Origin of the sequence: Micromonospora sp. CV4, assembly GCF_003667455.1 — a bacterium.
In the GTDB taxonomy this organism is placed as follows: domain Bacteria; phylum Actinomycetota; class Actinomycetes; order Mycobacteriales; family Micromonosporaceae; genus Micromonospora.
On sequence record NZ_RCVI01000231.1, the window covers coordinates 1 to 14484 of the forward strand.

Below are 14484 nucleotides of genomic sequence, written 5' to 3' on the forward strand. Positions count from 1 at the left end.
TCCGTCGCGTCGGCGTTGGTCAGCACCCGTAGGGCGGTGTTGACCGCCAGCCACCGCAGCGGCTCGGGCTCCCAGCGGCGGGAGTGGTGGTTCACCCAGGGCAGGGCGGTCAGCTCGGTGCGCTCACCCCGGATCAGGTCTGCCAGGGTGCGGCCGGCGAGGTTGCTCGAACCCACCCCGTCCCCGACGTAGCCGCCCGCCCAGGCCAGCCCGCTCGCCCGGTCGAAGCCGACGGAGGCCGCCCAGTCCCGGGCCACCCCCAGCGGGCCTCCCCAGGTGTGCGTCACCGGCACATCCGGGCCGAGCGCCGGGAAGAGCTCCCCGAGCGTCCGCCGCAGAGCCGCGAAGACCCGTGGCTCGCGGTCGTAGCCGGGGGAGACCCGGGACCCGAAATGGTACGGAGCGCCACGCCCGCCGAAGGCCAGCCGACCGTCCGCGGTGCGCTGCCCGTAGATGATCACGTGTCGGTGGTCGGAGAACGTCTCCCGGCGGGCCAGTCCGATCCGCTCCCAGGTCTCGGGCGCAAGCGGTTCGGTGGCCACCATCAGCGAGTACACCGGCGCCACGGCGCGGCGCTGACCGGGCAGCGTGGGCGTGTACCCCTCGGTCGCCCGGACCACCACCGGCGCTCGTGCCGTGCCGGCCGCGGTGACCGCCGCGCCGGCCCGGATCGCGGTGACCGCGGTCCGCTCGTGAATGGTGACCCCGAGACGTTCCACCACCCGGGCCAGGCTGCGGACCAGCTTCGCCGGGTGCACCGCCGCGCAGTGCGGGGTGTACGTCCCACCGCGTACCCCCTCGGCGGCGCAGCGGGCGGCGGCCTCGCCGGGGTCGAGGAGCGCCAGGTGCTCCGCGCCGAAACCGAACGCGCGGGCCTCGTCCACGGCGGCCCGGGCCCGGGCGAGCTGCGGGCCGGTGCGGGCCAGGGTGACCGTGCCGCCGTCCGCCCAGTCGCAGTCGATGCCCTCCGCCGCGACCACCCGGCCCACCTCGCGCACCGTCTCGTGCAGGGCCCGCTGCATGGCGACCGCCGCGTCCCGGCCGTGCCGGCGGGCCAGGCCGGTCAGCGACGTGGGAAAGAGCGCGGAGCACCAGCCGCCGTTACGGCCGGACGCGCCGTACCCCGCGATCTCCTTCTCCACCACGATGATCCGCAGCGCCCGGTCCGCCCGGGCCAGGTGGTACGCCGTCCACAGTCCGGTGTACCCGGCGCCCACGATCACCACGTCGGCGTCCGCGTCACCGGGTAACGCGGGCCGAGGTGTCAGCGGCTCGTCCAGGGTGGACAGCCAGTACGACAGCTCCCGATAGTGGGACGTCACGGCCGCACCGCCGGTCAGAGCCGTGCCCACGCCTCCGTGAGCACCGTTCGTAGAATCTGCTCGATCTCGTCGAAGTGCCGCTGCTCGGCGATCAGCGGCGGGGCGAGCTGCACGACGGGGTCGCCCCGGTCGTCGGCCCGGCAGTAGAGCCCGGCCTGGAACAGAGCGGTGGAGAGGAAGCCGCGCAGCAGCCGCTCCGACTCGGCCTCGTCGAAGGTCTCCCGGGTCGTCTTGTCCTTGACCAGCTCGATGCCGTAGAAGTAGCCGTCGCCGCGCACGTCGCCGACGATCGGCAGGTCGTTGAGCTTCTCCAGAGTGGACCGGAACGCGTTCTCGTTGGCCCGTACGTGACCGACCAGGTCCTCGCGGGCGAAGACCTCCAGGTTGGCCAGGGCGACCGCGCAGGAGACCGGGTGGCCGCCGAAGGTCACCCCGTGGGCGAACATGCCGGTCTCGGTGAGGAACGGCTCCATCAGCCGGTCACTGGCGATCATCGCGCCGAGCGGGGCGTACCCGGAGGTGATGCCCTTGGCGGTGGTGATGATGTCCGGCTGGTAGCCGTAGCGCACGGCGCCGAAGTATTCGCCGAGCCGCCCCCAGGAGCAGATCACCTCGTCGGAGACGAGCAGCACGTCGTACGCGTCGCAGATCTCCCGTACCCGCTCGAAGTAGCCGGGTGGTGGTGGGAAGCAGCCGCCGGAGTTCTGCACCGGCTCCAGGAAGACCGCGGCGACCGTGTCCGGCCCCTCCCGCTCGATCGCCCGGCCGATCTCGTCGGCGGCCCAGCGGCCGAACGCCTCCGGGTCGTCGCCGTGCTCGGGCGCCCGGTAGAAGTTGGTGTTCGGCACCTTGATCCCGCCGGGCACCAGCGGCTCGAAGTCACTCTTGATCCCGGGCAGGCCGGTGATCGACAGCGCGCCCATCGAGGTGCCGTGGTAGGCGATGTACCGGCTGACCACCTTGTGCTTGTTGGGCTGGCCGGTGCGCTTGAAGTAGGCCCGGGCCAGCTTCCACGCCGCTTCGACGGCCTCCGAGCCGCCGGTGGTGAAGAAGACCCGGTTCAGGTCGCCGGGGGTGAGTGACGCGATCTTCTCGGCCAGCTCCACGGCCTTGGGGTGGGCGTACGACCAGAGCGGAAAGTACGCCAGCTCGCCGGCCTGCTTGGCGGCCGCCTCGGCGAGTTCGGTGCGGCCGTGGCCGGCGTTGACGACGAAGAGCCCGGCGAGCCCGTCCAGGTAGCGGCGGCCCTGCGCATCCCACACGTACGCGCCCTCGCCGCGCACGATGGTCGGCACCTCGCCGGCGGAGTAGCTCGCCATCCGGGTGAAGTGCATCCAGAGGTGGTCGGTGGCGTTGGCCATGTCAGCCCCATCGGTCGTCGGGCCGGTCCAAGGGGTGACGCCGGCCGCTCTGCCCACGGTTATCGCACAGCACGACCCGCGAAAGCAAGTGTGATCGATGGTAGTTGGGCGGCATGGCGACGGATTCAGCGAGAACCTGCCTTACTCGCGACGGAATCCGCACGCCGCAGTCGGCCTGTCAGGTTGGTGGTTTGTCGGCCGGGTGGGCCTGCCGGGTGATCAGTTGTTCGTCGGCCACGATCCACTCCGTTTCGCCGATGTCGGGGTGCTGATCCACTCGGGATCAAGGATGTCGGGCTGTCGGCGCGGCGTGGACATCGCGACTTCCGGAAAGTCGAGTGGATCAAGCGGCGGGACGGCGTGCGCGTCAGGCCGTACCCCAGGTGTAGGTCTGCTTGCGCAGCTTGAGGTAGACGAACGCCTCGGTGGACAGCACGCCGGGCACCGCGCGCAGCCGTTGCAGGATCTCCAGCAGGTGGTCGTCGTTGCGGCAGACCACCTCGGTGAGCAGGTCGAACGACCCGGCCGTGATCACCACGTAGTCGACCTCCTCCAGCTCGGCCAGCCGGTCGGCCACCGCCTCCAGGTCGCCGTCGGTACGCAGGCCGATCATCGCCTGCCGGGGGAAGCCGAGCTGGAGCGGATCGGTCACCGCGACGATCTGCATCACGCCGGAGTCGAGTAGCCGCTGCACCCGCTGACGAACCGCCGCCTCGGAGAGCCCGACCGCCTTGCCGATGGTGGCGTACGGTCGGCGGCCGTCCTCCTGGAGCTGTTCGATGATCCGCTTGGCCACGTCGTCCAGCAGAGCGTGATTGGCACCTTCACGGACAGCGACGCGTCGGCCGCCGTTGCCGTTCTCGTGCTGCCGGTTCGTCATCGTCCGCTCCCCATGTCCTGAATCGTGATGTCGCGCGTGTGTCCTCGCGCAGTCTGGCGTATTTCGTCGTGCATCGCTAACACCGCAACGGAATCCCTTGTAAGGAAGGTCACCTCATGTCAGGATCAGTCGTCCATGGCACCTGACCCTCCCGCCGGCGCGCCACCCCCGTCCCGCCCGCCGACGATGACCCTTTAGGAGTCGTCATGCGTACTCCCCTCCGGCCCCTCACCCGGCGTGGACTGCTCACCGGCACTCTCGGTTCGGCCGCGCTCCTCGCCACGGGCGGCAGCCTCGCCGGCTGCGGCACCAAGGGCGCGCAGCAGACCGAGGCCGGCTGCGTCAGCGAAGACCTCTCCGGCACCGAGAAGAAGCTTGCCTTCTCCAACTGGCCGCAGTACATGGACGTGGACGAGAAGGACGAGTCCAAGCGACCCAGCCTGGACGGGTTCATCACGAAGACCGGCATCCAGGTCACGTACACCGAGGACATCAACGACAACAACGAGTTCTTCGGCAAGGTGCAGAACCAGCTCGCGGCCTGCCAGAGCACGGACCGGGACCTCATCGTGCTGACCGACTGGATGGCGGCCCGGATGATCCGGCTCGGCTGGATCCAGAAGCTCGACCCGGCGAAGATCCCGAACGTCCAGGCCAATCTGCTTCCGTCGCTGCTCAACCGCTCCTTCGACCCCGAGAACCGGATCTCCATCCCGTGGCAGTCCGGCCTCGCCGGTCTGGCGTACAACGGCGACGTCACCAAGGAGCTGCGCACCGTCGACGAGCTGCTCACCCGTCCCGATCTCAAGGGCAAGGTGACCGCGCTCAGCGAGATGCGCGACACGATGGGCCTGCTGCTCGGCTCCAACGGGCACGACCCGGCCAACTTCACCACCGCCCAGTTCGACGACGCGCTCAACAAGCTGAAGAAGGCCGTCGACTCCGGGCAGATCCGCAAATTCACCGGCAACGACTACGCACCCGACCTGGCCAAGGGTGACATCGCCGCGTGCATCGGCTGGTCCGGGGACGTCATCCAGCTCTCCAGCGAGAACGAGAAGGTGCAGTTCGTCGCGCCCGACTCCGGCGTGATGCTGTTCAGCGACAACATGATGGTCCCCAACAAGGCCACCCACAAGGGCAACGCCGAGGCGCTCATCAACTACTACTACGAGCCGGCCGTCGCCGCGACGCTCGCCGCGTACGTCAACTACATCTGCCCGGTCAAGGGCGCCCAGGCCGAGATGGAGAAGATCGACCCCGAGCTGGCCGCCAACCCGCTGATCTTCCCCGATGAGGCGCTGCTGTCGAAGTCCAAGGTGTTCATGGCCCTGGACGAGAAGCAGGAGAAGGAGTACGAGGGCAAGTTCCAGCAGGTCATCGGGGCGTGACGGGATGACGCGCGAAACACCGGCCGGCGACCTGCGCCTGGCCAACCTCACCAAGCGGTTCGGCATCTTCACCGCCGTCGACGACCTCAGCCTGACCGTCCCGCAGGGCTCGTTCTTCGCCCTGCTCGGCGCGTCCGGCTGCGGCAAGACCACCACGCTGCGCATGATCGCCGGCCTGGAGGAGCCGACCAGCGGTCAGGTGCTGCTCGGCGACCGCGACATCGCGCGGCTGCGGCCGTACAAGCGGCCGGTCAACACCGTGTTCCAGAGCTATGCGCTCTTTCCGCATCTGAACATCTTCGAGAACGTGGCGTTCGGGCTGCGCCGGCGCGGCATCCGCTCGGTCGACGACGAGGTCCTGCGGATGCTGTCGCTGGTGCAGCTCGACGGCTACGGCAACCGCCGCCCGGCACAGCTCTCCGGCGGCCAGCAGCAGCGGGTGGCGCTGGCCCGTGCGCTGATCAACCAGCCGCAGGTGCTGCTGCTCGACGAGCCGCTGGGTGCGCTCGACCTGAAGCTGCGCCGGCAGATGCAGATCGAGCTGAAGCGGATCCAGACCGAGGTGGGCATCACGTTCGTGCACGTCACCCACGACCAGGAGGAGGCCATGACCATGGCCGACACCGTCGCGGTGATGAACGCCGGCCGGATCGAGCAGCTCGGCGCACCGGCCGACATCTACGAGTTCCCGGCCACCGCGTTCGTCGCGAACTTCCTCGGCCAGTCCAACCTGCTCGCCGGCGAGGCCGCCGGCACCGCCGGCGGCGAGGTGGCGGTGACGGCACACGACGCGCGGTTCTCGGTGCCCGCCGGCCGCGCCCGGGCCGACCGTGGCCCGATCCACCTGGGGGTACGCCCGGAGAAGCTGCAGCTGGTCGGCTCCGCCGACCAGGTGCCCGCCGGCCATCAACACGTGACCGGGGTGGTCACCGACGCCTCCTACGTCGGGGTCAGCACGCAGTACCTGCTGCGGACCGGCTGGGGCACCGAGCTGTCGGTCTTCACGGCCAACAGTGGAGCGGTGGCTCAGGTGCCGGTCGGCAGCGAGGCCGTGGCGTACTGGGATCCGCGGCACGCGTTCCTGCTGCCCCGGGACGTTGCCGACAGCGACCGGACCGCGCCGGTGGTCGACGAGCCGGTGGGTGCGTCGTCGTGACCGTCCTGGCCCAGGTGCCGACGGGATCGGGGCAGCCGCCGCCCACGCCGCCGGCAGCCCGGTCCGGGCGGCACCGCCTGCTGCCGTACCTGTTGCTGCTGCCGGGCGCGGCCTGGCTGCTGATCTTCTTCGGCGTGCCGCTGCTGCAGCTCGCCGCGGCCAGCCTCTACGACCCCAGCGGCTCGCTCTCCACCGGGTACGCGATGACCTGGGCGTTCGGCAACTACCCGGACGTGTTGCAGGCGTACTGGCCGCAGTTCCTGCGCTCGTTCGGCTACGCCGGCGTGGCCCTGGTGCTGGCGCTGCTGCTCGGCTACCCGCTGGCGTACGCCATCGCGCAGAAGGCCGGCCGCTGGAAGAACCTGCTGCTGGTCTGCGTGGTCGCGCCGATGTTCACCAGCTTCCTGGTCCGCACGCTGGCCTGGAAGACGATCCTGTCGGACAACGGCGCACTGGTCGGCGTGCTGCGCGACGTGCACCTGCTCGCCCCGGACGGCCGGCTGCTGGCCACCCCGTTCGCGGTGGTGCTCGGCCTGACGTACAACTTCCTGCCGTTCCTGGTGCTGCCGCTGTACGCGAGCCTGGAGCGACTGGACCACCGGCTGCTGGAGGCGGCCAGCGACCTGTACGCGAGCCCGGTGCAGGCGTTCCGCCGGGTGACGCTGCCGCTGTCCATGCCGGGCCTGGTCGCCGGCACGCTGCTGTTCTTCATCCCGGCCAGTGGCGACTACATCAACGCCGAGCTGCTCGGCACCCCGAACGAGTACATGATCGGCAACGTCATCGACTCGGCGTTCCTGGTCCGGCTGGACTACCCGCAGGGCGCCGCGCTGTCGTTCCTGCTGATGGCGGCGATCCTCGCGGTGGTCTTCGGCTACCTCCGTCGGGCCGGCACGGAGGAGGTGCTCTAGATGAGAGTGTCCCGCTGGTTGGCCGACCGCTGGGTGATGATCGTGGCGCTGCTGGTGCTCGGCTACCTGGCGCTGCCGATCCTGGTGGTGGCCGGGCTGTCGTTCAACCGTCCGTCCAGCCGGCTGTCGTACGACTTCAACGAGTTCACGCTGGACAACTGGCGTCAGCCGTGCGCCACGTCGGACATGTGCGACGCGGTCGTCCGCAGCGTGCAGATCGGTTTCATCGCCACGGTGGTCGCCACCGTGCTCGGGACCCTGATGGCGTTCGCGCTGGTCCGGCACCGCTTCCGCGGTCGTTCCGGCGTCAACGTGCTGATCTTCCTGCCGATGGCGACCCCGGAGCTGGTGATGGGCACCTCGCTGTTGGCGCTCTTCGTCTCCGCCGGGGTGCCGCTGGGCTTCTGGACGATCGTCATCGCGCACGTGATGTTCTGCGTCTCGTTCGTGGTGGTGACGGTCAAGGCGCGGCTGGCCGGGATGGACCGGCGGCTGGAGGAGGCCGCCATGGACCTCTACGCCAGCGAGTGGCAGACCTTCCGGCGGATCACCCTGCCGCTGGTGCTGCCCGGCATCGTGGCCGCCGCGCTGCTGGCCTTCTCGCTCAGCTTCGACGACTTCATCATCACGAACTTCAACGCCGGCACCACCGTCACGTTCCCGATGTACGTCTGGGGCGCTGCCCAGCGGGGCATCCCACCGCAGGTCAACGTCATCGGCACCGCGATGTTCGCGATCGCGCTGCTGCTGGTCGGGCTCAGCTCGCTGCGGGGGCGGCGGGCCCGCCGCGCCGATCTGCTGGCCGGTCCGGCCCCGGCTCGTCCGGCCCGTCGGTCGTCATGACCCTTCCGCACACCGGCCGGGCGCTCGCCGACGCGGCCCCCGTGCCGTACTGGCTCGACCGTCCGGACCGCCCGGACCCGCTGCCGCCGCTCACCGGCCCGCGGACCGCCGACCTGCTGGTGATCGGCGGCGGGTACAGCGGGCTCTGGGCCGCCCTGCTGGCCAAGCAGGCCGACCCCGACCGTGACGTGCTGCTGGTCGACGCGGGCACCTGCGGCTGGGCCGCGTCCGGGCGCAACGGCGGGTTCTGCGCCGCCTCGCTCACCCACGGCCTGGCCAACGGCGTCGACCGGTTCCCCGACGAGGTCGGTGAGTTGGAACGCCTCGGCCGGGAGAACCTGGACGCCATCGCCGCCACCGTCGCGAAGTTCGACATCGACTGCGACTTCGAGCGCACCGGCGAGCTGGCGGTCGCCGTCGAGCCGTACCAACTGGCCGGGCTCGCCGACGACGCGGAGCTGGCCCGCCGGTACGGCCACCGGGTGCGGCTGCTGGACCGCGACGAGGCGCGCGCCGAGGTGCACTCGCCCACGTACCTGGGTGGCATGTTCGACGCCGACCGGGTGGCCATGCTGGACCCGGCGAAGCTGGCGTGGGGGCTGCGCCGCGCCTGCCTCGACCTCGGCGTCCGGGTGCACGAGCACACGCGGGTGACGGGGCTGCGCGCCGACGGCCCCGCGCTGCACGCGCGGACCGCCGGCGGGCCGGACGGCGCGCCCGGGTCGGTGCGGGCCCGGCGGGTGGTGCTGGCCACCAACGCCTTCCCGCCGCTGCTGCGCCGGCTGCGGGCGTACCTGGTGCCGGTCTACGACCACGTGCTGATGACCGAGCCGCTCACCCCGGCCCAACGGGACGCGATCGGCTGGCGCAACCGGCAGGGGCTGGCCGACACCGGCAACCAGTTCCACTACTACCGGATCACCTCGGACGGGCGCATCCTGTTCGGCGGCTACGACGCGGTCTACCACTACGGCAACCGGGTCGCCCCCGAGCTGGAGCAGCGCGAGGCCACCTTCACGGCTCTCGCCGAGCACTTCTTCACCACGTTCCCGCAGCTCGCCGACGTGCGCTTCAGCCACCGCTGGGGTGGCGTCATCGACACCTGCACCCGGTTCTGCCCGTTCTTCGGCACCGCGTACGGGGGTCGGCTGGCGTACGCGGCCGGCTACACCGGTCTCGGCGTGGGCGCCACCCGCTTCGGTGCCCGGGTGCTGCTCGACCTGCTGGCCGGCGGGGAAACCCCGTTGACCGGGCTCGATCTGGTCCGCCGTAAGCCACTGCCGTTCCCACCGGAACCCGTCCGCTCGGTCGGCATCAATCTCACCCGCTGGTCACTGGCCCGCGCCGACGCGCGCGAGGGCCGGCGCGACCTCTGGCTCCGTACTCTCGATCGTCTCGGTTTGGGGTTTGATTCCTGATGCGTGTCCTGCTCGTCGGCGCCGGTGGCGTCGGCTCCGCCGCCGTAGCCATCGCCGCCCGACGCTCCTTCTTCGAGACCATGGTGGTCGCCGACCACGACCCGGGCCGCGCCGAGCGCGCCGTCGCCGGGCACGGGGACCGCTCCGTCGCCGCCCAGGTGGACGCGTCGTCGGCGGAGGCGGTCGCCGCGCTCTGCCGGGAGCACCGGATCACCCACGTGCTCAACGCCGTCGATCCGCGCTTCGTCATGCCGATCTTCGACGGCGCGTTCGCGGCCGGCGCGGACTACCTCGACATGGCGATGTCGCTGTCACACCCGCACCCGTCCCGCCCGTACGCCGAGACCGGAGTGATGCTCGGCGACGCGCAGTTCGCGCTCTCCGACGACTGGTCCGCGGCCGGCCGGCTGGCCCTGTGCGGCATCGGTGTCGAGCCCGGCCTGTCCGACGTCTTCGCCCGGTACGCCGCCGACGAGCTGTTCAGCGAGATCGACGAGATCGGTGTCCGGGACGGGGCGAACCTCACCGTCGACGGCTACGACTTCGCGCCCTCGTTCTCCATCTGGACGACGATCGAGGAGTGCCTCAACCCGCCGGTGGTGTGGGAGCAGGAGCGGGGCTGGTACACCACCGAGCCGTTCAGCGAGCCGGAGGTCTTCCACTTCCCCGACGGGATCGGGCCGGTCGAGTGCGTCAACGTGGAGCACGAGGAGGTGCTGCTCATCCCGCGCTGGGTCAAGGCCCGCCGGGTCACCTTCAAGTACGGCCTCGGCGAGGAGTTCATCGAGGTGCTCAGGACGTTGCACAAGCTCGGGCTGGACTCGACGGCGCCCGTCAACGTGCGCGGCGTCCAGGTGTCCCCGCGCGACGTGGTGGCCGCCTGCCTGCCCGACCCGGCGACCCTCGGTGAGCGGATGCGCGGCAAGACCTGCGCCGGCACGTGGGTGCGCGGCCTGGGCCCGGACGGGCAACCGCGGGAGGTCTACCTGTACCACGTGGTCGACAACGAGTGGTCCATGCGGGAGTACGGTCACCAGGCGGTGGTCTGGCAGACGGCGGTCAACCCGGTGGTCGCGCTGGAACTGATCGCCGGCGGCGCCTGGTCCGGCGTCGGGGTGCTCGGCCCGGAGGCGCTGCCCCCGGTGCCGTTCCTCGACCTGCTGGCCGGCTACGGGTCGCCATGGGGGATGGAGGAGCGATGAGCCGCTACGGAGCCATGTACGGGCCGGACGTCACCTTCCTGGGCGTGGACCGGTGCGCGCTCGACGACCCCGGGTCGTACGCCGACGCCGACGTGGTGATCGTCGGTGCGCCCTTCGACGGCGGCACGTCGCACCGGCCCGGCACCCGGTTCGGACCGTCGGCGATCCGGCAGGCGTGCTACCTGGCCCACGACGGCTCCCGCCCGTCGCTCGCGCTGCGTGTCGACGCGCTGCGCGACCTGCGGGTGTACGACGCCGGCGACGTGGAGATGTTCTCCGGGGACATCGAACGTTCGCTGGGGGCACTGGAAGCCGCGGTGTACGCCGTGTCGTCCGCCGGCGCCATCCCGGTGGTGCTCGGCGGGGACCACTCCATCGCTCTGCCGGACGCCACCGGCGTGGCCCGGCAGCACGGGCACGGGCGCGTGTCGCTGGTGCACTTCGACGCGCACGCCGACACCGGAGAGATCGAGTTCGGCTCGCTGCACGGGCACGGCCAGCCGATGCGCCGGCTCATCGAGTCCGGCGCGGTACGCGGCGACCGGTTCCTCCAGATCGGGCTGCGCGGCTACTGGCCCGGCCCGGACATCCTGTCCTGGATGGCGGAGCAGCGGATGCGGTCGTACGAGATGACCGAGCTGGTCGCTCGTGGCCTCGACCCGTGCCTCACCGAGGCGTTCGCCATCGCGGTCGACGAGTGCGAGGGAGTGTTCCTCTCCGTCGACGTGGACGTGGTCGACCCGGGGATGGCGCCCGGCACCGGCACGCCCGAGCCGGGCGGTCTGACCTCGCGGCAACTGCTCGACGCGGTCCGCCGGGTCTGCTACGAGCTGCCCGTCGTCGGGGTGGACGTGGTCGAGGTCGCCCCGCCGTACGACCACGCCGACATCACCGCGTACCTGGGCAACCGCGTGGTCCTGGAGGCGCTCTCGGCGATCGCACGCCGCCGCCGCGACGCGGCCGGCGGTCCACCGTGGAACCCGCGACAGCCTCTCCTGGACGCCCGCTGATAAACGGTGATTCGCGGCGTTGATGCCCGTGTGGGGCCGCACGATCGGCCCCGCCCGGTCCGGCCGAGCGGAGGCCAGGCATGTCGTCCCGTCGCCGGCCAGAAACGGTCGGGCGGCCGGGCTTCGCCCCTCGATCAGCGGCGGGGGAGCGAACGGCGCAGGTGACGAGCGCTACGGTGGATATTGCACGTCGTGATTGCGACGACACTCATCGCCGTGACGATGTATCCGCCGCCCGCGCCACGCCCGCCCGCCGCCCCGAACTGGTTCCGCCGGGCCAGCCCGGGCCGCCGCGTCGCCGTGATCCTCGGCTCGGTTGCCCTGTCGTTCCTGCTGCTCTGCTGCGCCGGTACCGCCATCGTCGGCGCGCTGGTCGGCGATCCGGAGCCCACCCGGACCGGCACCGCGGCCGAGCAACCGCAGCAGCCCATCGTGGCGGCGCCCGCCGAGCCGACCGAGGAGGCCCCCGCGCAGGAGGTGTCGCCGGTCGCCGAACCCTCTCTTCCCGCCGCCCCCTCGCCGACCTCAGCCGCGTCCAGCGCCGCAGCCGCGCCCGTGGTGCAGGTGACCACCGTGACGGAGCGAGCCACCATCCGGTACGGCCAGCGGACTGTCAAGGACTCGTCCCTCGCCGAGGGCAAGCGGGTCGTGCGGACCAAGGGCGTCAACGGTGTGAAGACGCTGACCTACGAGGTGACCACCACCGACGGCGTGCGGACGGCCAAGAAGCTGGTCAAGTCCGTCGTGACGAAGCAACCGGTGACCCAGGTCGTCGCCGTCGGCACCAAGAAACCGCAGCAGGCGACGTGCGACCCGAACTACAGCGGCTGTGTCCCGATCGCCAGCGACGTCGACTGCAAGCCCGGCAGCGGCAACGGCCCCGCCTACGTCACAGGCCCGGTCAGGGTCATCGGCGACGACATCTACGACCTGGACCGCGACAACGACGGCTACGGCTGCGACTGATCCCGCGGCGCGCCCAACGGTCACGCAGCGTCATCTCGTGCGGCGGGGACTGGGTTTCGAGCGTGATACCTCTGAGTCATATTTATGCCTCAGAGGTATCACGCTCTCTAGGGCGGCATGCCTCCGCTGCCCACGCCGCTGGTAAGGGGTGACCTAGGCGGCGAGGTGGGAGCGGATGAGGAAGCGGAGGCCGTCGGGGGCTTCCAGGGAGAAGCCGCTGCCTCGGCCCGGGACCACGTCGACGGTGAGCCTCGTGTGTTTCCACAGCTCCCACTGGGCGGTGGACATCCAGAACTCGACCGGCTCCGGCACCCCGTCCACGACGAGCGAGGCGAGCAGGACGTCGGACGAGCCGGTACGGAACTCACCCGCCGGGTAGCACATCGGGGCGCTGCCGTCGCAGCAGCCGCCGGACTGGTGGAACATCAGCGGGCCGTGCCGCCCCCGCAACGACCGGATCAGGTCGGCCGCCGCGGGGGTCACGGAGACGACGGACATCAGAAGAAGCCGAGCTTCTGGGTCGAGTAGCTGACCAGCAGGTTCTTGGTCTGCTGGTAGTGCTCCAGCATCATCTTGTGGTTCTCCCGGCCGATGCCGGACTGCTTGTACCCGCCGAACGCGGCGTGCGCCGGGTACGCGTGGTAGCAGTTGGTCCACACCCGGCCCGCCTGGATGGCCCGCCCGGCCCGGTACGCGGTGTTCATGTCCCGGGTCCACACGCCCGCGCCCAGCCCGTACAGGGTGTCGTTGGCGGTCTTCACGGCGTCGTCGAGGTCGGCGAAGGAGGTCACCGAGACCACCGGGCCGAAGATCTCCTCCTGGAAGACCCGCATCGAGTTGTCGCCCTCGAAGATCGTCGGCTCGACGTAGTACCCGCCGGACAGTTCCCCGCCCAGGTCCGCGCGGGAGCCGCCGGTGAGCACCTTGGCGCCCTCCTGCCGGCCAATGTCCAGGTAGGACAGCATCTTTTCCAGCTGGTCGTTGGAGGCCTGCGCGCCGATCATCGTGTCGGTGTCCAGGGGATGCCCGGCGACGATCGCCTTCGTGCGGTCCACCGCCGCGGCGAGGAAGTCGCTGTAGTGGCCCTGCTGGATCAGCGCCCGTGACGGGCAGGTGCAGACCTCGCCCTGGTTGAGGGCGAACATGGTGAAGCCTTCCAGCGCCTTGTCCAGGAAGTCGTCGGAAGCAGCGCTGACGTCGTCGAAGAAGATGTTCGGGCTCTTGCCGCCCAGTTCCAGGGTGACGGGCTTGATGTTTTCGCTGGCGTACTGCATGATCAGCCGCCCGGTGGTGGTCTCACCGGTGAACGCCACCTTGGCCACCCGCGCCGAGGATGCCAGCGGCTTGCCGGCCTCCACGCCGAAGCCGTTGACGATGTTGAGCACGCCCGGCGGCAGCAGGTCCGCCACCAGCGACAGCCAGTAGTGGATCGACGCCGGGGTCTGCTCGGCCGGCTTGAGCACCACGGCGTTGCCGGCGGCCAGCGCGGGCGCCAGCTTCCAGGTGGCCATCAGGATCGGGAAGTTCCACGGGATGATCTGCCCGACCACGCCGAGCGGCTCGTGGAAGTGGTACGCGATGGTGTCGTCGTCGATCTCGCCGAGCGAGCCCTCCTGGGCCCGGATCGCCCCCGCGAAGTACCGGAAGTGGTCGATGGCCAGCGGGATGTCGGCGGCCATCGTCTCGCGGATCGGCTTGCCGTTCTCCCAGGTCTCGGCGATGGCCAGCGACTCCAGGTTCTCCTGCATCCGGTCGGCGATGCGATTGAGGATCAGCGCCCGTTCGGCCACCGAGGTGCGCCCCCAGGCGTCGGCGGCGCCGTGCGCGGCGTCCAGGGCCTTCTCGACGTCCGGGGCGGTGCCCCGGGCCACCTCGGTGAAGGTCTGCCCGGTGACCGGGGTCGGGTTTTCGAAGTAGTCGCCACCGTGCGGCTTGACGTACTCGCCGCCGATGAAGTGGTCGTAACGGGACTGCCAGTGGGTGGGCGCGTCGTAGCGCGTCATGGTTACCTCCGCCGTCGTTGT

13 protein-coding genes are annotated in these 14484 nt (G+C 70.7%); 8 read left to right on the forward strand and 5 right to left on the reverse strand.

Features of this window, described 5'->3' with window-relative positions; all coding sequences use genetic code 11:
• The 3 genes from EAD98_RS10745 to EAD98_RS10755 all read right to left on the reverse strand — a co-directional run.
• Positions 1–1322 (reverse strand): FAD-binding oxidoreductase (locus EAD98_RS10745; RefSeq protein ID WP_121653970.1); only part of this gene is annotated, 1322 nt, incomplete at its 3' end.
• A gap of 14 nt (positions 1323–1336) precedes the next feature.
• Complete coding sequence (locus tag EAD98_RS10750; protein WP_121653910.1) at positions 1337–2683, reverse strand: aspartate aminotransferase family protein; 1347 nt, start codon at positions 2681–2683, stop codon at positions 1337–1339.
• A 367-nt stretch (positions 2684–3050) separates the two neighbouring features.
• Positions 3051–3563 (reverse strand): Lrp/AsnC family transcriptional regulator, encoded by a 513-nt coding sequence (locus tag EAD98_RS10755; protein ID WP_089017637.1) that lies wholly within the window; start codon positions 3561–3563, stop codon positions 3051–3053.
• A 206-nt stretch (positions 3564–3769) separates the two neighbouring features.
• Between EAD98_RS10755 and EAD98_RS10760 the strand changes: the two genes are divergently transcribed.
• From EAD98_RS10760 to EAD98_RS10795, 8 genes are all read left to right on the forward strand, one after another.
• Positions 3770–4954 carry a spermidine/putrescine ABC transporter substrate-binding protein gene (locus EAD98_RS10760; RefSeq protein WP_121653911.1) on the forward strand — a complete coding sequence of 395 codons (1185 nt, stop codon included), beginning with the start codon at positions 3770–3772 and terminating at the stop codon, positions 4952–4954.
• Between the two features lie 4 nt (positions 4955–4958).
• Positions 4959–6110 (forward strand): ABC transporter ATP-binding protein, encoded by a 1152-nt coding sequence (locus tag EAD98_RS10765; protein WP_121653912.1) that lies wholly within the window; start codon positions 4959–4961, stop codon positions 6108–6110.
• Entirely contained in the window at positions 6107–7021 is a 915-nt protein-coding gene (locus EAD98_RS10770) for an ABC transporter permease (protein ID WP_121653913.1), read from the forward strand. The genes EAD98_RS10765 and EAD98_RS10770 overlap by 4 nt, the downstream gene beginning before the upstream one ends.
• On the forward strand, positions 7022–7864 hold the full coding sequence (locus EAD98_RS10775; protein ID WP_121653914.1) for an ABC transporter permease: 843 nt from the start codon (positions 7022–7024) through the stop codon (positions 7862–7864).
• Positions 7861–9282: an FAD-binding oxidoreductase gene (locus EAD98_RS10780; RefSeq protein ID WP_121653915.1), complete on the forward strand. Its 1422-nt coding sequence runs from the start codon at positions 7861–7863 to the stop codon at positions 9280–9282. The genes EAD98_RS10775 and EAD98_RS10780 overlap by 4 nt, the downstream gene beginning before the upstream one ends.
• On the forward strand, positions 9282–10484 hold the full coding sequence (locus EAD98_RS10785) for a saccharopine dehydrogenase family protein (RefSeq protein WP_121653916.1): 1203 nt from the start codon (positions 9282–9284) through the stop codon (positions 10482–10484). Before EAD98_RS10780 ends, EAD98_RS10785 begins: the two co-directional genes overlap by 1 nt.
• Entirely contained in the window at positions 10481–11494 is a 1014-nt protein-coding gene (gene speB, locus EAD98_RS10790) for an agmatinase (RefSeq protein ID WP_121653917.1), read from the forward strand. The genes EAD98_RS10785 and speB overlap by 4 nt, the downstream gene beginning before the upstream one ends.
• Positions 11495–11716: 222 nt before the next feature.
• Positions 11717–12460, forward strand: a complete 744-nt coding sequence (locus EAD98_RS10795; protein WP_233583795.1) for a G5 domain-containing protein — start codon at positions 11717–11719, stop codon at positions 12458–12460.
• A gap of 153 nt (positions 12461–12613) precedes the next feature.
• Here the strand turns inward: EAD98_RS10795 and EAD98_RS10800 are convergent, their stop codons facing one another.
• Both EAD98_RS10800 and adh read right to left on the reverse strand, forming a co-directional pair.
• The gene (locus EAD98_RS10800) at positions 12614–12961 is read right to left on the reverse strand and encodes a DUF779 domain-containing protein (RefSeq protein WP_121653971.1); all 348 of its coding nucleotides are present in this window, start codon (positions 12959–12961) and stop codon (positions 12614–12616) included.
• The gene (gene adh, locus EAD98_RS10805; RefSeq protein WP_121653919.1) at positions 12958–14463 is read right to left on the reverse strand and encodes an aldehyde dehydrogenase; all 1506 of its coding nucleotides are present in this window, start codon (positions 14461–14463) and stop codon (positions 12958–12960) included. Before adh ends, EAD98_RS10800 begins: the two co-directional genes overlap by 4 nt.
• Positions 14464–14484: the final 21 nt, after the last annotated feature.

Bases quoted from the DNA above. Each gene is read 5' to 3' on its own strand.
- EAD98_RS10780 (WP_121653915.1), top strand. From the start codon at position 7,861: ATGACCCTTCCGCACACCGGCCGGGCGCTCGCCGACGCGGCCCCCGTG.
- speB (WP_121653917.1), top strand. From the start codon at position 10,481: ATGAGCCGCTACGGAGCCATGTACGGGCCGGACGTCACCTTCCTGGGC.
- adh (WP_121653919.1), bottom strand. From the start codon at position 14,463: ATGACGCGCTACGACGCGCCCACCCACTGGCAGTCCCGTTACGACCAC.
- EAD98_RS10795 (WP_233583795.1), top strand. From the start codon at position 11,717: ATGTATCCGCCGCCCGCGCCACGCCCGCCCGCCGCCCCGAACTGGTTC.
- EAD98_RS10750 (WP_121653910.1), bottom strand. From the start codon at position 2,683: ATGGCCAACGCCACCGACCACCTCTGGATGCACTTCACCCGGATGGCG.
- EAD98_RS10775 (WP_121653914.1), top strand. From the start codon at position 7,022: ATGAGAGTGTCCCGCTGGTTGGCCGACCGCTGGGTGATGATCGTGGCG.
- EAD98_RS10785 (WP_121653916.1), top strand. From the start codon at position 9,282: ATGCGTGTCCTGCTCGTCGGCGCCGGTGGCGTCGGCTCCGCCGCCGTA.
- EAD98_RS10765 (WP_121653912.1), top strand. From the start codon at position 4,959: ATGACGCGCGAAACACCGGCCGGCGACCTGCGCCTGGCCAACCTCACC.
- EAD98_RS10760 (WP_121653911.1), top strand. From the start codon at position 3,770: ATGCGTACTCCCCTCCGGCCCCTCACCCGGCGTGGACTGCTCACCGGC.
- EAD98_RS10755 (WP_089017637.1), bottom strand. From the start codon at position 3,563: ATGACGAACCGGCAGCACGAGAACGGCAACGGCGGCCGACGCGTCGCT.